The 24,698-nt window shown below is 54.4% G+C and carries 20 protein-coding genes and 1 tRNA gene; 7 read left to right on the top strand and 14 right to left on the bottom strand.

All coding sequences use genetic code 11. The annotated features are described in order from the left end of the window. The first annotated feature begins 34 nt into the window (after nt 1-34). From cysD to HPT27_RS10325, 3 genes are read left to right on the top strand one after another with little or no spacing between them, the layout of a single operon-like run. The gene (gene cysD, locus HPT27_RS10335; RefSeq protein WP_172242710.1) at nt 35-934 is read left to right on the top strand and encodes a sulfate adenylyltransferase subunit CysD; all 900 of its coding nucleotides are present in this window, start codon (nt 35-37) and stop codon (nt 932-934) included. After that, a complete protein-coding gene (gene cysN / locus HPT27_RS10330) occupies nt 934-2,835 on the top strand; it encodes a sulfate adenylyltransferase subunit CysN (protein ID WP_172242707.1) in 1,902 nt (633 codons plus the stop codon). Before cysD ends, cysN begins: the two co-directional genes overlap by 1 nt. Beyond that, entirely contained in the window at nt 2,832-3,626 is a 795-nt protein-coding gene (locus tag HPT27_RS10325; RefSeq protein ID WP_172242704.1) for a sulfite exporter TauE/SafE family protein, read from the top strand. Before cysN ends, HPT27_RS10325 begins: the two co-directional genes overlap by 4 nt. A gap of 114 nt (nt 3,627-3,740) precedes the next feature. Here the strand turns inward: HPT27_RS10325 and rfbA are convergent, their stop codons facing one another. The 3 genes from rfbA to uvrB form a co-directional block, all read right to left on the bottom strand. After that, nucleotides 3,741-4,625 (bottom strand): glucose-1-phosphate thymidylyltransferase RfbA, encoded by an 885-nt coding sequence (rfbA, locus tag HPT27_RS10320; RefSeq protein WP_328820682.1) that lies wholly within the window; start codon nt 4,623-4,625, stop codon nt 3,741-3,743. A 334-nt stretch (nt 4,626-4,959) separates the two neighbouring features. Further along, nucleotides 4,960-6,021: a dTDP-glucose 4,6-dehydratase gene (rfbB, locus tag HPT27_RS10315; RefSeq protein WP_172242697.1), complete on the bottom strand. Its 1,062-nt coding sequence runs from the start codon at nt 6,019-6,021 to the stop codon at nt 4,960-4,962. Between the two features lie 272 nt (nt 6,022-6,293). Next, nucleotides 6,294-8,300 (bottom strand): excinuclease ABC subunit UvrB, encoded by a 2,007-nt coding sequence (uvrB, locus tag HPT27_RS10310; RefSeq protein ID WP_172242694.1) that lies wholly within the window; start codon nt 8,298-8,300, stop codon nt 6,294-6,296. Between the two features lie 78 nt (nt 8,301-8,378). Here uvrB and HPT27_RS10305 point away from each other — a divergent pair, with 78 nt between their 5' ends. Beyond that, nucleotides 8,379-9,578, top strand: a complete 1,200-nt coding sequence (locus tag HPT27_RS10305) for a pyridoxal phosphate-dependent aminotransferase (RefSeq protein WP_328820681.1) — start codon at nt 8,379-8,381, stop codon at nt 9,576-9,578. 213 nt (nt 9,579-9,791) lie between these two features. Beyond that, nucleotides 9,792-9,867 (top strand) — tRNA-Asn (locus tag HPT27_RS10300). A 90-nt stretch (nt 9,868-9,957) separates the two neighbouring features. Here the strand turns inward: HPT27_RS10300 and HPT27_RS10295 are convergent. Next, nucleotides 9,958-11,919, bottom strand: coding sequence for a nucleoside-diphosphate sugar epimerase/dehydratase (locus HPT27_RS10295; protein WP_172242691.1), 1,962 nt, complete (start codon nt 11,917-11,919; stop codon nt 9,958-9,960). Nucleotides 11,920-12,285: 366 nt separating this feature from the next. Between HPT27_RS10295 and HPT27_RS10290 the strand changes: the two genes are divergently transcribed. Then, the gene (locus HPT27_RS10290) at nt 12,286-13,725 is read left to right on the top strand and encodes a capsule assembly Wzi family protein (protein ID WP_172242688.1); all 1,440 of its coding nucleotides are present in this window, start codon (nt 12,286-12,288) and stop codon (nt 13,723-13,725) included. Between the two features lie 14 nt (nt 13,726-13,739). Then, a complete protein-coding gene (locus HPT27_RS10285) occupies nt 13,740-14,261 on the top strand; it encodes a hypothetical protein (RefSeq protein ID WP_172242685.1) in 522 nt (173 codons plus the stop codon). A gap of 221 nt (nt 14,262-14,482) precedes the next feature. Here the strand turns inward: HPT27_RS10285 and HPT27_RS10280 are convergent, their stop codons facing one another. From HPT27_RS10280 to HPT27_RS10235, 10 genes are read right to left on the bottom strand one after another with little or no spacing between them, the layout of a single operon-like run. After that, complete coding sequence (locus HPT27_RS10280) at nt 14,483-15,949, bottom strand: aminotransferase class I/II-fold pyridoxal phosphate-dependent enzyme (RefSeq protein WP_328820680.1); 1,467 nt, start codon at nt 15,947-15,949, stop codon at nt 14,483-14,485. Continuing rightward, nucleotides 15,946-16,578 (bottom strand): acetyltransferase, encoded by a 633-nt coding sequence (locus tag HPT27_RS10275; RefSeq protein WP_172242682.1) that lies wholly within the window; start codon nt 16,576-16,578, stop codon nt 15,946-15,948. Before HPT27_RS10275 ends, HPT27_RS10280 begins: the two co-directional genes overlap by 4 nt. Beyond that, nucleotides 16,568-17,701, bottom strand: a complete 1,134-nt coding sequence (gene neuC, locus HPT27_RS10270) for a UDP-N-acetylglucosamine 2-epimerase (RefSeq protein WP_172242679.1) — start codon at nt 17,699-17,701, stop codon at nt 16,568-16,570. Before neuC ends, HPT27_RS10275 begins: the two co-directional genes overlap by 11 nt. Nucleotide 17,702: 1 nt before the next feature. Continuing rightward, on the bottom strand, nt 17,703-18,737 hold the full coding sequence (gene neuB, locus HPT27_RS10265) for an N-acetylneuraminate synthase (RefSeq protein WP_172242676.1): 1,035 nt from the start codon (nt 18,735-18,737) through the stop codon (nt 17,703-17,705). Nucleotides 18,738-18,757: 20 nt separating this feature from the next. Beyond that, a complete protein-coding gene (locus tag HPT27_RS10260) occupies nt 18,758-19,354 on the bottom strand; it encodes a sugar transferase (protein ID WP_172242673.1) in 597 nt (198 codons plus the stop codon). A 12-nt stretch (nt 19,355-19,366) separates the two neighbouring features. Next, nucleotides 19,367-20,521, bottom strand: a complete 1,155-nt coding sequence (locus HPT27_RS10255; RefSeq protein ID WP_172242670.1) for a DegT/DnrJ/EryC1/StrS family aminotransferase — start codon at nt 20,519-20,521, stop codon at nt 19,367-19,369. A 9-nt stretch (nt 20,522-20,530) separates the two neighbouring features. Next, a complete protein-coding gene (locus tag HPT27_RS10250) occupies nt 20,531-21,571 on the bottom strand; it encodes a glycosyltransferase family 2 protein (RefSeq protein WP_172242667.1) in 1,041 nt (346 codons plus the stop codon). After that, the gene (locus HPT27_RS10245) at nt 21,571-22,869 is read right to left on the bottom strand and encodes an O-antigen ligase family protein (protein ID WP_172242664.1); all 1,299 of its coding nucleotides are present in this window, start codon (nt 22,867-22,869) and stop codon (nt 21,571-21,573) included. Before HPT27_RS10245 ends, HPT27_RS10250 begins: the two co-directional genes overlap by 1 nt. After that, the gene (locus HPT27_RS10240) at nt 22,869-23,375 is read right to left on the bottom strand and encodes an acyltransferase (RefSeq protein WP_172242661.1); all 507 of its coding nucleotides are present in this window, start codon (nt 23,373-23,375) and stop codon (nt 22,869-22,871) included. The genes HPT27_RS10245 and HPT27_RS10240 overlap by 1 nt, the downstream gene beginning before the upstream one ends. Next, a complete protein-coding gene (locus tag HPT27_RS10235; protein ID WP_172242658.1) occupies nt 23,369-24,610 on the bottom strand; it encodes a lipopolysaccharide biosynthesis protein in 1,242 nt (413 codons plus the stop codon). The genes HPT27_RS10240 and HPT27_RS10235 overlap by 7 nt, the downstream gene beginning before the upstream one ends. Nucleotides 24,611-24,698: the final 88 nt, after the last annotated feature.

Raw genomic sequence — 24,698 nt, 5'->3', positions numbered from 1 at the left:
ACCAAGCGATCATCTGGCGCTGACGGACATATCAATGACAAGCAAAGGTTTGTCGGTGCTCGAAGCCGAGAGCATCGAAATTATTCGTGAAGCCGTTGCCGGTGCCCGCAAACCGGCCATGTTGTATTCCATCGGCAAAGATTCTTCGGTGATGCTGCATCTGGCGCGCAAGGCGTTTTATCCCGCTGTGCCGCCGTTTCCGCTGGTGCATGTCGACACCACCTTCAAGTTCAAGGCGATGTACACACATCGCGCCCGGATGGCAGCCGAATCGGGCATGGAGCTGATTGTTCACACCAATGCCGACGGCGTCCGCGCCAATATCACCCCGTTCGAACACGGCTCCAGCTACTACACCGACGTCATGAAAACGCAAGGTCTGCGGCAAGTGCTCGACGCCCACGGTTACGACGTGGTGTTTGGCGGCGCCCGCCGTGATGAAGAGAAATCGCGCGCCAAGGAGCGGGTGTTTTCCTTCCGTGCCGCCGGTCACCGCTGGGACCCGAAAGCGCAACGGCCGGAATTGTGGAATCTGTACAACACCCATACCCGCGCCGACGAAACCATCCGGGTGTTTCCGCTTTCGAACTGGACCGAGCTCGATATCTGGCAATACATCTATCAGGAAAATCTGCCGATTGTGCCGCTGTATTTTGCCGCGCCACGACCGGTCGTTCGTCGTGGCAATACCTGGATCATGGTCGATGATGAGCGGCTGCCGTTGCTGCCGGGCGAACAACCGGAGCTGCGCAAGGTCCGTTTCCGCACTCTCGGCTGCTATCCGCTGACCGGCGCCATTGAAAGTGATGCCACCACGCTGGAAGAAGTGCTGGCCGAAACGCTGAACGCGCGCTCGTCAGAGCGTCAGGGCCGGTTGATCGATTCCGATCAACCCGGCTCGATGGAAAAGAAAAAACAGGAAGGCTATTTCTGATGAGCAAGCCCGTGAACAATCCGCCAGCGGCTCTGCAGGCAAAAGACATCGCCAGTTTTCTGGCCAGTCAACAAGACAAAGACACCTTGCGTTTCATTACCTGCGGCAGCGTCGATGACGGCAAGTCGACCCTGATCGGCCGGCTGCTGCATGAATCCAAATCGATTTTCGACGATCAGCTGAAAACACTGGAAACCGAATCCAAACAATACGGCACCCAGGGCGAGAAAATCGATTTCGCCTTGCTGGTTGACGGCCTGCAGGCCGAGCGCGAGCAAGGCATCACGATCGACGTTGCGTATCGTTTTTTTGCCACTGACAAGCGCAAGTTCATTGTTGCCGATACCCCCGGCCACGAGCAGTACACCCGCAACATGGCCACCGGCGCTTCGACCGCACAACTGGCCGTGATCCTCATTGATGCCCGCAAAGGTGTGTTGACCCAGACCCGTCGGCACAGCCGCATTGTCGCGATGATGGGCATCCGGCACATTGTCGTTGCCATCAACAAAATGGATCTGATCGGTTTTGACGAAAGCGAATTTCGCCGCATCGAAACCGAGTATCGCGAGTTTGCTGCCGGATTCGGATTCCAGTCCATTCAGGCGATTCCGCTGTCGGCATTGGAGGGTGACAACATCACCGCACCCAGCACGCGCGCGCCCTGGTATCAAGGCCCGAGCCTGCTGGCTTACCTCAACATCGTCGATACCCGCAGTCACGACACCCGCGCCGCGTTCCGGTTTCCGGTGCAATGGGTCAACCGACCGAATCTGGATTTTCGTGGTTACTGCGGCCGCGTGGCGGAAGGCAGTATCCGGGCTGGCGACCGGGTTCGCGTGCTGCCGTCCGGCGTCACTACGACCGTCAAGGAAATTGTCGTCTGGCAGGGTCATCAGGACGTCGCGCAGGATGGCGAATCCGTCACCCTGACGCTGGCGGATGAAGTCGACATCAGTCGCGGCGATGTGATTACAGCTGCAGAGCAACCGCCGGAAGTCGCAGACCAATTTGAAGCCAAACTGCTGTGGCTGACCGAGCATGCGCTGGTCGCCGGCCGGCCTTATCTGTTGAAACTGCACAACAAGGAAGTGACGGCCACCATTACCCGGATCAAGCACCGGGAAGACGTCAACACCGGCGCCCATTTGGCTGCGGAATCACTGGCGTTGAATGAAATCGCTGTGGTCAATCTGTCGACCAGCCAGCCGGTGGTATTCGAGCCGTATGCAAAAAACCGCACGCTCGGCGGTTTCATCCTGATTGACAAGCTGAGCCACGAAACGGTTGGCGCCGGCTTGATCGAGTTTTCCTTGCGCCGCGCGGCCAACATTCACTGGCAAGCATTGGAAATCAACAAACAGGCGCGCGCCAACGCCAAGCACCAAACGCCACGCTGTGTCTGGTTCACCGGTCTGTCGGGTTCGGGCAAATCGACCATTGCCAACTTGCTGGAAAAGCGACTGCATGCGGAAGGCAAGCACACCTACATTCTTGATGGCGACAACGTACGCCACGGATTGAACCGCGATCTGGGTTTTACCGAAGCTGATCGGGTCGAAAACATCCGCCGCGTCGCCGAAGTGGCCAAACTGATGGTCGATGCCGGGCTGATTGTATTGGTCTCGTTCATTTCGCCATACCGCTCCGAGCGACGCTTTGCCCGCAACCTGTTTGCGGATGGCGAGTTCGTCGAGGTGTTTGTCGATACGCCGCTGGCGGAGTGCGAAAAGCGCGACCCGAAGGGCCTGTATGCCAAAGCTCGTCGCGGCGAATTGAAAAACTTTACCGGCATCGATAGCGATTACGAAGCCCCGGAAGCACCGGAGCTGCACATTCGCACGGTTGAAAACGGCATCGAACACCACGTTGAATCGCTACTGAAAGCGCTGCTGAAATGATCGATTTGATGTTGGTGGCGGCCGGCGCACTGACCGGCCTCGTGGTCGGCTTGACCGGCGTCGGCGGTGGCGCCCTGATGACGCCATTGTTGCTGCTGATTTTTGGTGTTGCGCCACTCACGGCGGTGGGAACAGATCTGTGGTTTGCTGCGCTGACCAAGTTAGCTGCCAGTCGGATTCATCACGGCAACGGCTTAATCGATTGGCAGGTGGTCCGGCGCTTGTGGCTGGGCAGCCTGCCCGCGTCGGCGCTGACCCTGATTGGCATTCGCCTGCACCCGGTCGACCAAAGCGCCGTCGAGTTCCTGACGCTGGCGCTGGCCTGCACCGTATTGCTGACTGCCGTTGGAATGTTGGTGCAAAAGCATTTGCATGCGCTCGGCAAACGCTTTCGCCTCGACCATGAACGCGATTTCAAAACCTGGCAGCCGTTGTTGACCGTGCTGGCCGGCGTGCTGCTTGGCATCATGGTGACGCTGACCTCGGTTGGTGCCGGTGCAATTGGGGCCGTGCTATTGGCGTATCTGTATCCGCTCCGGCTGACGCCGCCCCGGCTGATCGCCACCGATGTGGTCCATGCCATTCCGCTCGCGGTGTTTGCCGGACTTGGCCACTTGCTGATTGGCAACGTCAATTTTGGTCTGCTGGCAAACCTGCTGCTGGGTTCCATCCCGGCCGTCATTGTTGGCGCGCTGCTGTCGACACGACTGCCACACGGACTGCTTCGCATGTTGTTGAGCGTGGTGCTGCTGGCGGTCGCCGCGAAGATGCTGGCACGAGTGCTTTTCTGATTCAGCCAGCCATTACGACAAGCTATTTACCGTTGACACGTACCCTGCGCTGAGTGAAAAAAGTTTTATTCGGCTACCGCTGAACAGAGCAGTCACTTGCCAGCAACGCAGATCTCAGACGTCGCCGTCGAGAATGCTCTGCAGATACTGGCCGTACCCGGTTTTGGCCAGCGCTGAGGCTTGTCTTGCCAGCATCACTTCATCAATCCAGCCGTTGCGAAACGCGATTTCTTCCAGACACGCGATCTTCATGCCCTGGCGGACTTCGACGGTGCGAATGAACTGGCTGGCCTCCAGCAGGGATTCATGGGTGCCGGTATCCAGCCAGGCAAACCCGCGGCCGAGCAGACTGACGTTCAACTCACCGCGCGCCAGATAAAGCCGGTTGAGGTCAGTGATTTCCAGTTCACCGCGCACCGATGGCTTCAGGCTGCGGGCTTTTTCCACCACGGTATCATCATAAAAATACAGCCCGGTGACTGCGAAATTGGATTTCGGCTGTGCCGGCTTTTCTTCCAGACTGAGCACCTTGCCCTGCTGATCGAACTCGACCACGCCAAACCGTTCCGGATCCGATACCCGATAACCGAAGACGGTTGCGCCGCGTTGTCGCGATACCGCCTCGCGCAGTGCCGGCGTGAAGTACTGGCCAAAAAAGATGTTGTCGCCGAGCACCAGACAGACGTTGTCGTCACCGATAAACGATTCGCCGATCAGAAACGCTTGCGCCAACCCGTCCGGCGATGGCTGTTCGGCATAGTGCAGATTGAGACCAAAGTGGGCGCCATCACCGAGCACTTCCCGGTAACGCGGCAGATCCTGCGGTGTGGAAATAATCAGAATGTCCCGAATGCCGGCCAGCATCAGCACGGACAAGGGGTAATACACCATGGGTTTGTCGTAGATGGGCAACAGCTGCTTGGACACCGCCATGGTCACCGGATGCAAGCGAGTGCCGGAGCCGCCGGCCAGAACAATTCCCTTGTATTTTCTTTCCACTGAAGACTCCCGCTGATCTTTTTGTTTGATTGAGTTCATGCCACCGCGCGGTATCAAGCCCCCTCACCCTGCCCTCTCCCGGAGGGAGAGGGGATCGAGTCGGATTCGTCTGCGGCAGCCACATGCACACATTCACACGCACGCACGCACGCACGCAATTGACTTGCCATGGCCAACCGGGTTTGCGGTTTCGTCGGTTTGCACGCACCGAAGGAAAAGATAGCAGAGCCAGCGAGAAAGGCATGACATTGGCGCCGGCCGATTCAGATGCCACCGGCTCAGATGTCGCCTGTTCAGCTACGGCACGCTCACGAGCCATCTGTTCAAATACCGGCTAACCGAGCCGCTGCAATCGGTACTCACCGGACAGCACGCGCTGCCACCAAGTCGTGTTGGCCAGATACCATTGCACGGTTTTCCGCATACCGCTGGCGAATGATTCGCGCGGCTGCCAACCGAGCTCAGCCCGGATTTTGCTGGCGTCGATTGCATAGCGGCGATCGTGTCCGGGCCTGTCACGCACATGGCTGATCAGATCCTGATAGCGGGCCACGCCAACCTGAGCGGGCGGTTGCCACTCGGCAAGCAGCTCGCAAATGCAGGTCACCACCTCGATATTGCGTCGCTCGGCATCGCCACCGATGTTGTAAGTCTCGCCGACCCGCCCTGACTGCAGAATCCGCAGCAGCGCTTCGACATGATCATCGACATACAGCCAGTCGCGGATTTGCCGGCCGTCGCCATAGAGGGGCAATGGTTTGCCCTGCAGCGCGGACAAAATCATGTGCGGAATCAATTTTTCCGGAAATTGACAGGGTCCGTAATTGTTCGAGCAATTGCTCAGCAGAACGGGCAAGCCGTAACTGCGATGCCAGGCACGGACCAGATGATCGGCAGCCGCCTTGCTGGCGGAATACGGTGAGCTGGGCTGATAACGATGTTGCTCGGTAAATGCCGGCTCTTGCTCGGTCAGATCGCCGTACACCTCATCCGTCGAGACCTGATGAAAGCGAAAAGCCGACTGCGATTCGGCCGGCAACGTCCGCCAATATGCCAGCGCCGCGTTGAGCAAGACCGAGGTGCCGACCACATTGGTCTGGATGAATTCACCCGGGCCGTCAAGTGAGCGATCGACATGCGATTCGGCGGCCAGATGCATGACCGCATCCGGCTGAAACTCGGCAAATAGCCGCGCCAGCGCGCCGGCATCAGCGATATCGAGTTGATGAAAATGAAAGCGCGGCGACTGGGCCACAGCAGCCAGCGAATCCAGATTGCCGGCATAGGTCAGCTTGTCAACCACGGCCAGCTGACAGTCCGACTCGGCAATCAAACGGCGCACCACGGCGGAACCAATAAAGCCGGCACCACCGGTTACCATGATCCGCTGCCCCATGCGAACGCCCCTGTTCCGCCGAACTTTTACGGCGCTACCTTCACACGGAGTCGCGAGGCAATGCAAGAGGCGGTTTTGGCGGTGTGCGTGGGCGGCGGGATGTCGTGTTTGGATAGGTGTGGATTCCGGCTTTCGCCGGAATGACAGCGTGATGATTGAGTCAAGGCGTTGTTAGTTGCCGACGCCCCTCATCCGGCGCTTTGCGCCACCTTCTCCCGACGGGAGAAGGGATCGGAACGCCGACGTAGACGAAAACGAAGACGCGGCGGCGATCAGGCCTCGGCGACCAGTGCGCGCTCGCGCAGTTGCAGGATGTCGTCGCGTAGCTTGGCCGCTTCTTCGAACTCCAGATTGCGGGCGTGCTCGTGCATTTTCTTTTCCAGCTGGGCGATGGCCTTGATCAGCGCCGGGCCGTGCAGGTTGTCGTAGCTGCCGCGCTTGTCGGCAACTTTGCGCAGCCGCTCACCACGACCGCCCTCGCCGCCGGTGTCCATGACATCCATGACCCGTTTCCGAATGCCTTGCGGGGTGATGCCGTTGGCAGTATTGAAGTCGGCTTGAATCTGCCGACGGCGATTGGTTTCATCCATCGCTTTTTTCATGGAGTCGGTGATGCGGTCCGCATACAGGATGCATTTGCCATTCAGGTTACGGGCAGCACGGCCGATGGTCTGGATCAGCGAGCGCTCGGACCGCAGAAAGCCTTCCTTGTCAGCATCCAGAATCGCCACCAACGAAACTTCCGGGATATCCAGACCTTCGCGCAGCAGGTTGATACCGACCAAGACATCAAAGGCACCAAGCCGCAGATCGCGAATGATTTCCATCCGCTCGACGGTATCGACATCGGAATGCAGATAGCGAACCCGAACGCCGTGCTCGTTCAGGTAATCGGTTAAATCTTCGGCCATGCGTTTGGTCAGCGTGGTGACCAGCACCCGCTCGCCAATGGCCGCGCGTTTCTTGGCCTCCGACAACAAGTCATCGACCTGACTTGCCACCGGCCGAACAAACAGTTCCGGGTCCAGCAGACCGGTGGGCCGCACCAACTGCTGCACCACGGCGCCGGCATGCGACATCTCGTAAGGGCCCGGCGTTGCCGAGACATACACGGTTTGCGGACAGAGCCGCTCGAATTCTTCAAATTTCAGCGGCCGGTTATCGAGCGCGGACGGTAAACGAAAACCGTATTCGACCAGCGTCTCCTTGCGTGACCGGTCACCTTTGTACATGGCGCCGATCTGCGGCACGGTGACATGCGACTCGTCGATGATGATCAGTGCATCGTCCGGCAGGTAATCGATCAAGGTCGGCGGCGGTTCGCCCGGTTTGCGACCGGACAGATAGCGGCTGTAGTTCTCGATGCCGGAGCAGTAACCCAGCTCGACCATCATTTCCAGATCGTATTTGGTCCGCTGCTCCAGCCGCTGCAGCTCCAGCAGCTTGTTTTCCTTGCGATAGTATTCCAGCCGATCTTTCAGTTCGCCCTTGATGAAGTCGACGGCTTCCAGGACCGTGCTGCGCGACGTCACATAGTGGGTTTTCGGGTAAAAGGTGAACCGAGCCAGCTTGCGGATGACTTCACCGGTCAGCGGATCGAATTCGGTAATGCTGTCGATCTCTTCATCGAAAAATTCGACCCGGATGGCCGCCATGTCGCTTTCGGCCGGGAACACATCGAGCACATCACCGCGAACCCGGAAGGTACCGCGCTGCAGATCCAGATCGTTGCGCGAATACTGCATGTCAGTCAGTCGGGTGAGCACATCGCGCATGTTTATGATGTCGCCCTTTTTTACATGCAACACCATCGCATGGTAATTCTCCGGATCACCGAGACCATAAATGGCCGAGACCGAGGCGACAATAATCGCATCACGTCGTTCCAGAATGGCGCGGGTAGCTGAAAGGCGCATCTGTTCGATGTGGTCGTTGATGCTGGCGTCTTTCTCGATGAAGGTATCCGTTGACGGGACGTAGGCTTCCGGTTGGTAGTAGTCGTAGTAAGAAACAAAGTACTCGACCGCGTTATTCGGAAAAAACTCCTTGAATTCGCCGTACAGCTGCGCGGCCAGTGTCTTGTTTGGCGCCATAATCAGCGCTGGCCGCTGCAGCTGCTGAATGACGTTGGCCATGGTGTAGGTTTTGCCGGAGCCGGTGACACCGAGCAACACCTGATGCGCCAGTCCCGCTTGGATGCCGCCGACCAGTTCGCGTATGGCGTTGGGCTGATCACCGGCCGGCTGGAACGGCGTGGCGATATGAAAATCTCGGGTCATGGTGTGCTGGCTCTGTTCTGGTGCTGCAGTGGATGACGTACAATCGCAGCCTTTCTCGGCAACGTGGTGTCAGTAATCGTGTCGGCTTTCGAAATCCGCCTCTCCAATCGTGTTCAAAATGTCAAACCTTCGCCGACGCTGGCGGTCGCCGCCCGCGCCGCCGAGCTGAAAGCGCAAGGCCGCAATATCGTTGGCCTCGGTACTGGCGAACCGGACTTTGATACCCCGGAACACATCAAGGAAGCCGCGATCGCCGCCATCAAGCGTGGCGACACCAAATACACGCCAGTCGGCGGCACCCCGCAGCTGAAGGACGCGATTATAGAGAAGTTCAAGCGCGACAATGGCTTGAGCTACAACCGCAAGCAAGTGCTGGTCTCGTCAGGCGGCAAGCAAAGCTTCTTCAACCTGTGCCAGGCCCTGCTGAATCCGGGTGATGAAGTCATCATCCCGGCCCCCTACTGGGTCAGCTACCCGGATATCGTCATCATCGCCGAAGGCGTGCCGGTCATTCTGAACACCACGGTCGAGCAGCACCTGAAAATCACCGCGGCCCAGCTGGAACGCGCCATTACCCCCAAAACCCGGTTGGTCGTGCTGAACAGCCCGTCGAACCCGTCCGGTATTGCCTACTCCTCGACCGAGCTGAGGGCACTGGCCGAGGTGCTGCTGCGCCACCCGCACGTCATGGTCGCCACCGACGACATGTACGAGCACATCCTCTGGACCGAGGAAAAATTCCACAACATCCTGAACGTCTGCCCGGAACTGTACGATCGCACCATTGTGCTCAACGGCGTCTCCAAGGCCTACGCGATGACTGGCTGGCGCATTGGCTACGCCGCCGGACCGGTCAACCTGATGACCGCGATGGATACCGTCCAGAGCCAGAGCACCTCGAACCCCTGCTCCATTTCCCAAGCCGCTTCGGTCGCCGCCCTGAATGGCGACCAGAGCTGCATGGTGCCGATGGTCAAGGCCTTCAAGCAGCGCCACGATTACCTGGTCGCGGCGCTGAACGCCATCCCCGGCGTCAGCTGCTTGCCGTCGGACGGGACGTTTTACGCGTTCCCGAACGTTTCCGGTCTCATCAAGGCATTGAAACTGAAGACCGATCTGGAGCTGGCGGAACACCTGATCAACGCCCACGACCTGGCCTTGGTGCCCGGCTCTGCCTTTGGCTCCGAAGGCCATATGCGCTTGTCGTACGCAACGTCGATGGGCGTGCTGGAAGAAGCGGTAAAGCGGCTGAAAGCGGCGGCCGAATCGGCACGCTGAGAGCCGACTACCGGTTTCCAAACGGGCAGCCAATGGCTGCCCGTTTGCTTTTTGGCCAGTCCTTGAACAGGCATTGAGCAGCGGTAGGACAGCCGCCGAACAGCCAGACTGGTTGAAACTTCGCCAACCGCAAGTCACGGATAACACTGACAAATTTAGCCGTTGCGTCGGCTACCCAAAGCCATTATTATGCGCGTCCGCTTTATGCGGTACGCCCTGATAGCTCAGTCGGTAGAGCAACGGACTGTTAATCCGTGTGTCCCTGGTTCAAATCCAGGTCAGGGCGCCAAATTCACACTGCAGCATTGCAGCAGCAAAAAAACGGAGGCCTTGGCCTCCGTTTTTGCTTTCTGCAACGTCTTGCCGGCATCAGTCCGGCTCAATGCAGCGACACGACCTTGCTGTCGGGTATCGACGGATGGTGCTCCTCTTCCAGCCAAACCTCGTCGCGAATTCCCTGCTGCGGTTGATAGTCGGTGGGCATTTCCAGCAGTATACGGCGCAGCGAATCGCAATCGCCCGTTGCGCAGGCCAACTCCAACTGCTTGAGCACCCCAACCAATTCTGCGTACGGCAGCATTTTCTCTTCTGCCCGCATGATGCGCGCATGTTCGGTGCCGGAGACATTGTCACCAATCAGCAGTTCTTCAAACAGTTTCTCACCGGGCCGTAAGCCGGTGTACTGAATCGCGATATCACCGTCCGGATTGACATCATCCTGCACGGTCAAACCCATCAGCCGAATCATCCGTTTGGCCAACTCGGCGATTTGCACCGGTTCGCCCATATCCAGCAAAAAGACGTCGCCGCCTTTGCTCATTGCCCCGGCCTGAATTACCAGCTGGGCCGCTTCCGGTATGGTCATGAAATAACGAATGACATCGGGATGGGTCACCGTCACCGGGCCACCCTTGCGAATTTGCTCATTGAACAGCGGCACCACCGAGCCGGATGAGCCGAGCACATTGCCAAACCGGACCATGCAGATCCGGGTTTTCTTTTGCGAATCGGCCAGCGCTTGCAGACAGAGCTCGGCCATGCGTTTGCTGGCACCCATCACATTGGTGGAGCGCACGGCCTTGTCGGTAGAAATGAGCACAAAGGTCTCGACACCGCATTCAATGGCGGCCTGAGCGGTATGCCAGGTTCCCAGTACATTGTTGCGGACACCTTGCACCATGTTGAGCTCGACAATCGGCACGTGCTTGTAGGCCGCCGCGTGATACACCGTCTGGACGTGAAACCGCTTCATCACCCGGCCAACCAACGACCGCTCCTGCACATCGCCCAACATGGCGTGAACAATGGTTGGGCAACTGCACTTCTCACACCATTTCCGCAACTCTTGCTCAATGTTGTACAGGGCGAACTCATTACGCTCGAACAGCACCAGCTCCTTCGGCGCGCATGCCATGATTTGCCGGCACAATTCGGAGCCAATTGAACCACCGGCCCCGGTTACCATCACCACGCGGCCGGTGATGCAGCGTGCCATCAGACCTTCAATGGGCTTGACCGGATCGCGGCCGAGCAAGTCATCGATTTCGATGTCATGCAATTCCTGAATTCTGGCTTTGCCGCTCACCAGATCCGCCATGCCGGCAATGGTTTGCACCTGCACCGGGAATTGCTCCAGCGTCAGCAGAATGCGATGACGCTGCGCTTTGGAAAGGGACGGCACCGCCAGCAATACCCGATCAACCTGATAACGCTTGATGAGTTCAGCCATTGCCGACGGCGGATAGACCGTCAAGCCTTGTACCTCGGCATGGAGCAGTGACGGGTCGTCATCGACAAACGCAACCGGCATATATTCCCGGCCCACCGACAGCGCGGTAGCCAGCTGACTACCGGCAGCACCGGCGCCATAGATCACCACCGACTCACGAATCGGCCGGGAATGGGCATGAACGATGGCGCGAATCAAGAAGCGCGAACTGCCAATCAGTAACAGCGCCACAAGGGCGTAAATAATTGGCACCGAGCGTGGCATTGGCGTGCGGGTGATAAAGGAAAAGAACCCCAGCATCAACGCGGAACAAAGCACGCCGACCGCCACCGTCAGCCACACCTTTGAGCTGAGGTAACGCAACACCGCCCGATAAAGCCCGATACGGGCAAAAACAATGACGGTGCCGATGACAGTGCCGGCAAGCGTGGCCCAGACCGCAGGGTCGTTGAGATCAAGATGCATTTGGCTGCTGGAGCGCAGCAGCCAGGCGCCGAGAATGGCCAGCGGAATCAGCACGACATCCAAAGCGATTTCGATCAATCGCTTGACGGCACGCGGCGCTGAAAAAAAGAACGACAATAACGAACCCACGACTGTTCGATACGGCATTTCAAATCCCATTTGGTTGCCAATGAACGCGGCCAGAACGGCGCACATCACCCGTCATAACGCTTTACATAGTCAAACGTTGACTCCCGAGACGGTGCGGCCCCACCCAACACGCGCGGGAGCCTGGCGCCATCAACTCCGTGACGGTCCCGGGACCCAAAAAGTGTAGCAGGCAAACCAAAAAGCAATCTGTGCAGAAGTGTACGAACGGAAGTACCGCACAAAATCAGGTGGCTGACCGGCAGACGTGAAAACCGGAAAGGCTGTGATAACATCGACCAACATGCCTGATGTAATAATTTCTGACGCGCGATGACACGGACAACAGGGACCTACGCCAAGGGTGGCAGCAAAGGACTGACCAGCATGCGCGGCGGTATGGTCGCCATCCTGACGGGGGTTGCGACGCTGACCGGCTTCTCGGCAAACGCCGGCGACGTCAGCCTCTATGTTTCCCTGCAAGACGATTACCTCAACGGCCGCATTGCCCAGATGGCAGTGGTCAGCAACCTGCCGACCATGCGTCGTCCGTACGTCGTCAGTGAAGTGCAGCATTACCTGCCGCGCCTGTCTGCTCGCTACCCTGGCCTCGCCAAGCAAATCGCCGATGGCTTGCGCCGTTACAGTGAAACCGGGCTGGCCCGCGCCGAAGTGACTGCCGCACTAGAGCGCGGTGATGCCACGGGACAACGGCTCGCCAATGCCCGCGGCGAATTCCTGGACTCGCAGTTTCGGGCATCCGCAAACGCACAATATGTTGGCCCCGGTTGGCTCGCCCTCTCAGTCGGCGGCCTGACTCGGGACAACCCTGACGACACCTTACCGGTAGAAAGCTACCTCGCACTGGGCAATGACAGCATCCAGCTGGATGTCGGGTATCGGGAACACTGGCTGTCGCCGTTTCAGCAATCCGCCATGCTGCTGTCGACCAACGCGCGGCCATCGGTTTCGATTGGCCTCAGCAACCCACTCCCCTTTGACAATTGGTGGAACTTGCACTACGAGGTGTTCGTTTCCCGACTGGAGGAAACCGAAAACATTCGCTACGGTGATCAGCTCGAATCCGGTCGCCCGGCTTTGTTGGGCACTCACCTCAGCTTCGAACCCGTGGATGGCTGGACCATCGGACTCACGCGAACCATGCAATTTGGTGGTGGCTCGCGAAAAGTGGATGCCGGCAGTATTTGGGATGCCTTCATCGATCCTGTCAGCAATGACAACCCAACAGATTGCCCCGAAGATGACCCCAATAACTGTGAACTTGGCAATCAACAAGCCGCCATTTCCAACCGGATGAACTTCTCAGGTAACACACCTTTCGCCATCTACTTTGAGTATGCAGCGGAAGACACCGCCGCCCTGTCGAACACAAAGCTTGGCAACCTGGCCGTTTCAGGTGGGTTCTATTTTCCGTTTCTGTTCGATGGCAACTGGTCATTCAACTACGAGTTCAGCCAGTGGCAGAATTATTGGTATTTCCACCATATATATCAAAACGGCTACACGAATGATGGCGTAGTTATGGGGCACTGGGGAGCCAATGAACGGGAGTTTGGCAGCAGTGCGGGCGCTACCGCGCAAAGCGTGTCAATCGGTTGGCAAACGGACGCAGAAAGCCGGCTGGAAATTGCCTACCGCCAGATCGAAAATGCGAGCTACGCCGGTTTCGATTATCACGTCGGGAAAGAGCTTGGTCTGCGTTATTCGGTGATGATTGCCGGCTTTCGACTAAACCTGAACCTGCTTGCCGGAAGATCTGTATACGACGAAACCTTCCGCCGGGCCGAAATTGCGGTGCAATGGTAATGAGGAAACGCGCATTGAGAATCGCATTGGTCTTGAGCGCAATGCTGCTGCCCTGTTACAGCTATGCAGACGACTGGAATACCGAACTGGGGCTTGGCGCAAGCGTTCTGCGTACGCGGAACGGTGGGAAGGACGCCGAGCAAGACCTCAGACCTAATGTCTACCTCCGCATTTATCGACCGGTCAACAGCAGCTGGCAACTTGGAACCAGTGTCGAATGGCTAATTGAAGAAGCTACCAACTGGGGCGGCTCTGAAAACGTCCTGATGTGGCGCCTTGCCGATCTGGATTATCGTCTCTCAAACAACTTGGCCTTCAGTTTTCATGGCGGCATTGCACGCTACTTTCGCGAGCAACCCTCGTACGGATATGGCTACGGCTTCGGACTGAAGTATCGACTAAGCAGCGAGTGGATTGTGGCGGCTGAGCTGACAGCCTCAGATGTTGATGTCAGTACCGATGTGCCAACAGATGAAGGTCGCTCAACAAAAGATGACCTTAAATGGGCCTCAGTGCGACTGTCCTACACTTTCTGAAAACACAGCATTCCGACAAACATTTAAAATTCTTTGGTCAGTTACGAAATTCATCCACTCAATATTCCGACCAAGCCAGGCAAATTGGAAGGTGCCCGTCCATAACTGGAATTTGACACTGTCGCAGTTGACGACCTACTTTGAGAGCCGATTAGATTCACCACTGAGTATCTAACCGGTCAGGCTGGCACAGAATTTTGAACGCTTTCGAGAGATTTTGACTATGCCAAAATCTTTCTAACTGCTTCAATGACCCTACATTGTTGCCGTTCCGTCATGTTTGACCCTGAAGGCAAACAAAAACCCGTTTCGAATAGCCGAGCGGAAACCGACTCATTTTCGTGGCAGAAATATCTACAACCGGAGAAGACCGGCTGAAGCTGCATTGGTTTCCAAACAGGCCTCGCCTCTATAAGCTCAGCTGCGAGGCGCTTGATGAACTCCAATGCACTGACATCTGTATACCGAGACTGGACGGTTCCAGTAGTCAGCCATCGATTCGAAAGACTCCAAGCCGGCTCCGGCATCCACTCAATAGCAGGCAAATCAGCCAGCGCTTCGCGATAACGTTCAAAAACCTGACGTCTGGCGGAAACCCTGTCGGAAAGTACTTTCAGTTGGCCACGGCCGACGCCAGCGAGCAAGTTGCTCATTCTGTAATTGTAACCAACCGTTTGATGCTCGTAATGCGGTACCGGCTCCCTAGCTTGAGTAGCTAGAAAACGCGCCTTCTTCACCAAAGACTCGTCATCCGACACCAGCATTCCACCACCTGATGTAGTAATGATTTTGTTGCCATTGAATGAAAAAATACCGATTCGGCCAAACGTTCCACTCGCCCGCTGTTTGTAAGTTGCACCAAGCGACTCTGCTGCGTCCTCGATAACCGGAACGCCATATTGGTCACATAGCGAAAGCAGCGGATCCATGTCGGCACTCTGGCCATACAGGTTTACAATGATGACCGCCTTCGGTAGACGACCTGACGCACGAGCCTGTTTCAGCGCCGACTCAAGTGCGACAGGAGACATATTCCAGCTATCCGGATCGGAGTCGATAAAAACCGGCTCAGCCCCTTGGTAAACAATGGGATTGGCTGTCGCAACAAAGGTGAGCGCAGAACAAAAAACGATATCCCCCTGCCCTACGTCCAGCAATCGCAGTGCCAAATGAATGGCTGCGGTTCCCGAACTCACCGCAGCAGCATGCCGAATACCGACCCAATCTGCCAACTCACGCTCAAATGCATCCACATTCGGACCCAGTGGCGCGATCCAGTTGGTTCGAAACGCTTCCTCGACAAACTCACGCTCAGCATCGCCCATATGTGGAGTTGAGAGCAAAACATACTCATCAACATCCTTTCTGCTTAGCAAGCCAACAGCATTCCCTGCTGAATCGATAATAGGAACGTGATTAACGGTTTTTGCATTCATCAAAGCCAAAGCATCTGCCTTTGTGTATTCATTTTCCTTTAAGGTAAATGATGCGGTCTTAGGTAACTCACTCAAAAACGCGCCGAGCTCATGCCCTTGCAAAAGCAGGCGCCGTAGATCTCCGTCAGTAACCGTTCGCTCGAACAGACCATCATCCTGTACAAGCAAGAGAATGCCAGCAGCGGAAGCATCCAGTCTCCGCATTGCGTCCCGGATAGTGTCAGAGCGTTTAACCGTAATGTGCTGAATCACTTACCATCCCTCATGAACTCCCGTGCAGGCACACCTGCTACGGTAATGTTGGCAGGCACACTTTTCGTTACCACAGCACCTGCGCCAATCACTGCGTTCTCGCCTATGACCAGATTCGGCAAAACGACGGCTCCGGCTCCGACAAACACTCCGTCGCCAACCGAAACACCACCACCAAGCGTGACCGAAGGAGCGATGTGACAAAAGCGGCCAATACGACAGTCATGATCCACTACAGCGCAATGATTGATAATCGTAAACTGTCCAACGCAAGCGCCAGCAGCGATGACGCTGCCAGCAGCCAAAAATGTACCACCGCCAATGACAGCGTGCATTGAGACAACTGACCTTGGATGGATGATGGTCACCTGTACACCAGACGGCATGCCATCAAGGACACGCCGCCGCACGGAATTATCACCAATCGCAACATGATACCTTTTGCCGTGTGGTGAAATGCCACGAACCGGACCGACCACGGGAATGCCGAGCAGCATCTGCCCAAGCAGAGCTGGATTGTCATCGGCAAAAAACAATGAAAAGCTAGGCGACGTACACAGCAGAGCGTCTGCGACTACCCGTCCGTGACCGCCGGCGCCAACTATAACCAAGGAGTCGTCAGTAAGCATTGCACTTATCAACCACATTTTGGGAAAAGTCTGCAGTCAATAAAAAATCGACCACTCTTGAGCCCGCCATTCCATCGCCATAGCAGTTAGTACGCGAAAATCGCTTTCCGCTGATCTGAGCAACCACAGCGCTTAATCGGGAACGATCACCATCGCAATCAGTAACGTTGGAATTACGCTGACGCAGATTCTGCCGACAGCCAACATTAAGGACAGGAGTTCCAAAAGAAGCGGCCTCAATGATTCCGCTACTGGAATTGCCTACCATAATATCAGCCACTGACATAGCTGAAACGAAACGATGGCGTTCGAGATGCTTCATCACCTTGACGCTACCACGTCCATGCAGCCCCTGAAGATATGCAGCAACCTCTTCGCTTCCCGCATCTGAATTTGGCATAAGCGCAATTACTTGATGCTTGGACTCAAGCAAGGCCTCCATCAAGTTACGAGCCATAACCTGCGGCGCAAATGCATCATGCATTGTGGGGTGAAAGAGGTAGAGCGCGATAGGCATTTTTTCATCGAACCCGAAATCCCGACATATATCGGAACGCCCAACTGAGGCGGCCTCGATAAGTCCGTCAAGGCCAGGAGCACCAATCACCTTTATCCGGTCGGCACGCTCACCCATTTTTACCAACCGATGCATAGACTCGTCTGTTGCTACCAGATGCCAATTCGCAAACTTCGATATCGCATGACGAACTGGCTCATCCACCGTACCTGAGCGCTCTCCGCCATGCAGATGTACTACAGGGATCCGCAGATGCACTGCCGCAATGGTTGCGGCCAGCATTTCGCCACGGTCTCCAAGCACAATAACCGTGTCTGGACGACTCGTCTGCATTGCATCCACAAAGCCAATCAGCATCCGACCAATGTTCTTCGCCATTTCTGCGCCAGTGAAATCCTGAAACTGGCACCCAACTCGGGCAGACACGGGAAACCCAGAAGCTTCGATTTCACTAACAGTCTCGCCAAAGCGATCGGCGAGATGCATGCCCGTTACCAATAACTGCAGCTCTAGACTTGGAGCGATATGGATTTTGTTGAGTGCTGAGCGCATCAACCCGAAGTCTGCACGCGTTCCAGTCACATAACAGATCTTTCGACGGTTCATCTCAGCCACCAATATCGCCCCACTGCAACGTGGTGCCTTCAGCAATGTCCCTTGCAGCCCTCCTACCCAGCACCGCCTCATAATCCTTTGGAGCAATGCCGGTGCCCGGCCTTAGCAAGGCGAGGTCTTCCGGGGCGATGATCTGCCCTGAAACAAGCGGACGAATGGTTGTCACACTACGCCTGACCAACGCCCTGATCGGCAACTCCGCGTCTGCCGGCCCTTTCACAGCAGACCCTAGTGCCCGCTCGACACTCCTGATTTGATTGACCATGATTGCCAGCTCATTGGGGTCAAGTGAGGCTTTATGGTCAGGGCCAGACAACGACTTGTCCAGAGTGAAATGCTTCTCGATAACTGTCGCCCCGAGCGCGACCGCGGCGGTAGGAACAGCGACCCCCAAGGTGTGATCCGAGTATCCAACAGGAACGCCAAGCACATCCCTCATGGTAATCATCGCACGAAGATTTACATCACTGTCTGATGCAGGATAGTTGGACGTGCAATGCAGGACATTGAGGAATGACTGAAGAGGAGCAGCATTGCCGATTCGCTCACGCTCGTTCGCAATAACGGTTACGGCCTCCTGCACTTCGGCCAACGTCGCCATGCCGGTCGACATTATAAGCGGGCAATTTTTTGCTGCCAGGAACCGCAAGAAGGGATGATTGGTAATCTCTCCAGAGGGGATCTTGATACGCCGCATCCCAAGTGATAGCAGCATTTCCGCCGCCTCAGGATCAAACGGGGTCGACATGAATTCAATGCCAACTTGCTTGCAGTGTGAAGCCATCAAATGATGCTGCTCTACCGAAAGCTCCAACTTTTTCAACATCTGCAGTTGGTCACCATCACCCGTTGCAGCCTTCTGATAATCCGCCTTTTCTGCGCCGGCTCTCACTAATTTTTCTGCACTAAAGGACTGAAACTTGACAGCATCTGCACCAGCCTCAGCTGCTGCCTCAATCAACTCCAAAGCCAACTGAATCGAGCCATTGTGATTCACCCCAGCCTCAGCAATGATAAACGCGCTCATGACCCGACCTCAAAATAACGTTAACGAAAAAAGATTTTGAATAAAGTTCTCAATAAAATGTAAAAATCGCCGGCAAACGTTCTTCCACTTACGTAGTCTTTGTACATTGCAATTTTTTTAGGGAGGATGAGCTCGATATACGCTCGCTCTGGATTTTCGTGAACGGACAAAATCTCATTCTCATCGACAAGCAAGATGGATGCTTCGTCCGTTATGCCTGGCCTGACTGAAAAAATATGAGATTTTTCAGCTTCCGAATAAAGCGCCACATACTTTGGCACCTCAGGTCTCGGACCAACCAAGCTCATGTGACCGACCAACACATCTATCAGCTGTGGAAGTTCATCAAGCTTGTACTTGCGCAGGAAACTGCCAGCCTTTGTCACTCGAGAATCCTTGCCGACCGTAAGCTGCCCCGCTATTTCGGCATTCTGGGTCATGGTTCGGAATTTGTGGATCCTGAATGGCACCCCATGCAGCCCTACCCGTTCTTGGCGAAAAAATACCGGGCCTTTTGAGTCAAGCTTGATCCAAGCCGCCATAATCAAGAAAAGTGGGGCCAACCCCAGCAATCCGAATAAGGCAACAATGAAGTCGAACGATCGTTTAACGGCCATCTGGCACATCACTCAGTAGATCAAGTCCCGGACATTGTCGATCACCCTTTGCTGATCAACATCGCTCATCCTCGTATATAGCGGGAGACTGACCTCTGCCAAATACGCCTTCTCAGAAGCAGGAAACTGATCGGGCGTCAGCTTGTAACCATCACGCCAAACGGGCTGCCGATGTAACGGGATAAAATGAACGGAGCACCCAATGCCACGTTTTGCCATTTCCTTTATGAAGTCATCCCTGCCGAGCCTTGCTTCAGACATCAGTCGAACTGGATACAGATGCCACGCATGTATATCCGTCGGCATTGCCGGCCTTGCTGGCGATATCACCGGCAAATCAGAGAATGCTTCGTCGTATCGTTTCGCCATGTTCTCTCGTTTCACGGCAAAGCTATCGAGCCTTTTCAGCTGATGTATTCCAACAGCGGCCGCCAGATCAGGCATGTTGTATTTGAAACCAGGCGCGACCACCTCGTAAAACCACGATGGTTTATCGGACGTATATCGGTCGAAGGCATCTCGACTAATGCCATGAAGGCGCATGACTTTACAACGCGCAATCACCTCCTTGTCACGCGATACAACCATCCCCCCCTCTCCGGTTGTCATGGTCTTGTTGGCGTAAAAGCTAAAAACGGTAACATCACTCTCAAGTGAGCCAATTTTCTGTCCATGGTAAGTCGTCGGTAAGGAATGTGCCGCGTCCTCTACCACGCGCAGGCCATTCCTTCTTGCAGTTGCAAGAATTTCTGTCATTTCGCAAGCGAGCCCAGCAAAATGGACCGGGATGATGGCTTTTGTCCGAGCACTAATCGCACGCTGGATGGCATCCGGCGAAATGTTAAGCGTTTTGGCGTCAACATCGACAAAAACAGGGTCCGCACCCAAATAGCGGATTACCTCAGCGGTAGCGGTAAACGTGTAACTGGGAATAATGACCTCATCACCAGGACCAATCCCAATTGCTTCCAATGCGAGATGAAGTCCAGCCGTTGCGGAGTTCACAGCGATGGCTTCGACATCACCACCGATATAGGAAGCAAAATCTGCCTCAAACTGCTTCGCCCTTGGACCCGTGGTGATCCAGCCGGACTTCAGCACGGCAATGACCTCATCAATTTCTTCCTGGCCAATTTCAGGCAAGGCGAAAGGCAAAAATGTACTCACGAAATTACCCTACCGGTTGACGGAGACATGGCCCGTTGGCGAACGTCCTGCCAGAAGAAGGAACGTTCCTTTCAGATAGCCTATTCCATATGAAATATGCATGCAAAACAGAGATCTCAGGACGCAGCCCCAACTAGCGGCACTACACGGCAAACGCCGATCTTTGACCGCTTCGCGCCACGTGAGCGAGGCTCCCGAAACATAAAGCAGTATCAACAACAGTAACCCGAGAGTAGCGACGTTACTGAAAATGGCGCCGATACCGCCCAATAGCAATGCAATGAGAAAAACGCTCGGCACCAATTGCCGCATAGTTGGCCGATGCCCGCTTTTTACCAGTGCCAACGGCTTGAACAGGCCATACTGATAGTACATCTTAGACAATTTTCGGTAGGAATCCCGGGCAACGTAGGTGATGACCGGTTTGGGCAACAGAAGTATTCGGCCACCGTTGGCAAGCAATCGAGAGTTCAATTCGTCGTCCTGATTTCTGTCCAGGTCTACGTCAAACCCGCCAATTCGGTCAAACACGTGCCGCTTGTAGAAGCCGAAAGGGACAGTATCAACGAAAACAGGTTCATTCACCCCTACCCGAAAGGCTGAGTTTCCGACCCCGAACCGGGACGCAAGACAGACAGCAACCGACCTCGCATCCATGCTATTTCCACCCGGCACGGTACCAATAACACAACCGACGTTATCGCAATCGGAGCGGTCCATTTCCTGCAACAAGGTTGCAAGATAGTTGGAGGGATAGCTTGCATGAGCATCTACCCGCGCTATGTACTCGCCTTCTGCAGCGGCGATACCGGCATTCAATGCGTACGGCACTGTGCGGTGAGGGTTATGCAGCAGCTTCACGCGAGGGTCAATTTCGGCGATCTTGCTGACAATATCGCTGGTGCTGTCCATGCTATTGCCATCGATCACAAGCAACTCAATTTGTGCGCCAACCTGCTGGCTTAGGATGTCATCAATTGCTTGCCTGATGTATTCCTCTTCATTGTAGACAGGCATTAAAACCGATATTTTTTTGGGACGATAAATCATTACAACGAAACCTCCCCACCACCCTCATCCCCCTCACATCGGCAAAAAACATTAACCGTGCTGGAGAAAATGGCCAAAGAGAAAAAGAATGAATCCGCAAAAAGTGTTTCATTCACGTTAGAGAAAACGAACAGTGAAATCCAGCAAAGCGAAAGCCAAACTCGTTCCCTGTAAGGCAGGACCTTTGAAACAAACGTCCAAGCCAACTGAATTAGCAGGACCAAGTACAAGAACAGAGCCATGGCTCCGCCGGAAAAATACGCACCAATAATATTATTGTGCACACTCTGCAGATTACGTAGTGGCGCAAGCAAAACCCTCTCTTGATTAAGCCCAAACCCCCACAGGGGGCCTTCGGAGATGATATTCATGCAATACTGCCAAAGCTCGAATCTACCACTACCCGTTGCAGCGTGCTCCAGACGGGTGCCAATCATATTATTAATGAATTCTTTTGCCTCCCCATCAAATGCCGCGAGTAAGACTACAGACGCAAGGAGAGTAACGGCACCAGCCACGATAAGCGCGGCGAAACGCTGACTGATATGGCCTGAAGAAATCCGGAACCTCCAAAAGACGAAGGTCGCAATCATTAGGGCAATAGCAATATACGCAGATACTGACAGCGTCAAAGCGACAGACGCAACCGCAAGAATCTTGAAATGCAAACGAGGTGGCTCGCTACCGAAGAACCATATCGGAATCAGAACCAATGCATACATTGCAAAATTGTTTGGGCTATCGGTAACGCCTCTTAACCGGGGGATAACCCCCCCCTCAAAATATACGCCCCACGACAATGCGTAAGCCTCGGATTCACCAAGCAATACGGTTGGACGCTCAAGGTATAGCGAGCTAAAAATTCCCATCAAATAAAGCAGAAAGGAGGAAACAAAGTAAAATTTTGCGATCAGAGCAAAGCATCGGTAAAACGCATCGGAGTCAAAACGCATCAAAAAATAACGAATGCCGCCGTATGCCGCAAGCAGGAGAATTACTCCAAAAAACATCTGAACGGCGAGTTTCGTATTAGCAGCATACAAAGAGGTAAAGAGCAAAAAAAAGTAAAAGACAAAGACACAATAGTCCAACGGAACTAGCCTGAAAACCAGTTTACTGCCAGAGATGACATGAAAGCAGGCCACAATCAATGCCAATAGCGTAACCAGCATATAAGGCCTGATCGGTGTTACAGGGGTGTCGATTGCGTACTGCTGAAGGAAAAACGCAGTCAGAAACACAATTGCGCCTGCTCCGCCTTTCATTCGGTTTAAATCAGGCCGCGCAAGCAACTCCATCAGTGAAACCTGCCTTGGCCCTTCAACCGATTGTAGTGATCTACATCTCTGGATGAAAAAACGGCTGCCGGATGACCACCGGCTATGGCGCATGGCGGTATGTCCTTTACGACAACACTACCCGCCTGGATAATAGCCCCCTCGCCAATTCTGACACCGGGCAGAACCATTACTCTATTACCCAGCCAGACATTGGACTCAATAACTACGTCTCGAACGATATAGGTATCGTCGTAAGGAATTTTTTCACCATTGTAGTTGTGATTCTGCGTGATGATTTCACAGCCGGAACCGGAGTGAAAATTATCACCAATCAAGACACGTCCGCCACCACGTATCTTCATTCCATTGAAATTAACGTTTCGCCCCAAATGAGTGTTTTTTGTGAGCACCGTAAAGCCAAAGCAGCGTAGATCTGCTTTATAGCTTCCAAGCCTCAGCTTTGCGAAGGCAGTAAATATCATTCCCAGAATCAGCCTTCTAACTTTTAGAATTAATCTCAGCATATAAACGCTCTTTTTCGACAAGGCATATTTCTGGCTGATAGGTAAACGACCCCGGCAAAAACAACACCGGAGATAAGAGTGCCGACACCCGCGCCGGTAACGCCAAATAGCTTAATACAAGAGAACGAAACCACCCCATTTATTGCACAAAGGGATACCGTAATGGTTGCAAGCAGCTTTGTCCTTTTTTCAAAGTAAATATAAGGGACAAAAACCTTGTAGATGCCAAGTGCGGTGTAGCCCCCTATGATCAAATAAGACAACCCGGCAGCGGACTGATAGTCTTTCGGAACAAACAGCCAGAAATACGGTTTCACCGCAAGAGCAACGATAAATCCAGCCAGCAAGATGCCTCCGACAGCATAAAATTCCATTCGCATCAGCGATGCAGACAGTGACCGTTCGGAGAGCGTTCTGAATACATACGGACTCCATATCTGACTAAAGCTTGACTGCAATACCGACATTATCAGTCCAAGCTGCAAGGCAACCGTATACATTGCAAGGTCTGATCGGCTCGCAAAGGTGCCAAGCAAGAGCCGATCAATAGAGAAAAAAACAATACCAGCCCAAGAATGAACAACAACACCTGCACCAAATGTAACGGCACTCTTCAATGCAGGCTTCAGATCTTGCAGTTTAATCCGCTCAAAAGAGAAAACCCGAATGACTAATAGCACAGCAAGGACCCCGGCCGCGAGCAAACCTAGTAGCCGTGCAATGAGCATAGGAGTCCAGAGCACAATAATGGTGCAACTCAGAATTGCACCAAGCAACGCGGGAGCGACTCGGAACAGCAGGTACTGATGACTTTCACCAGAGATGATAAGTCGCGCTCCGGCAACTGCAGAGACTGACTGCAGAAAGCAAATTCCGATAAATATATAAAAATTTTGGGACGACAACGTCGCTTCTGAAAGAAACAGAAATTTGAGTATCGTCAATGCAACAATAACAAGCATTGAAGACAAAATGGTCAAGAACAAGCAGGCCGTAACAAGGCGCTTTCGGCCTTCCTCTTCCAAGTTCAGAAATGAAGTACTGAGATACCCATCAGAGCCAAACACCATTAGCGGAATTAATACCTGAATGGATGACTCAATCAAGGAAAGAGTGCCGAAATCCTCCTTGCTCATATGGTGTGACAGGAATGGCACAAGCAAAAATGGAATTGCGGCGAAAAGCATGTTCGCCAACCAAATCAGGACGTATTTATTCCTGACGAAATTTCTCATGGTATAGGAAAGACCTGACTTAGTTAGAAAGAGCATCAAGAAATGCATAGCAAGTCTTTACAGACTCACTGAATTTTCTTTCGACACT

This window comes from Permianibacter fluminis (genome assembly GCF_013179735.1).
Classification (GTDB): Bacteria; Pseudomonadota; Gammaproteobacteria; order Enterobacterales; family Permianibacteraceae; genus Permianibacter; species Permianibacter fluminis.
The sequence above is the reverse complement of the archived record's forward strand: the minus strand, read 5'-3'. Positions and strand labels throughout refer to the sequence as shown.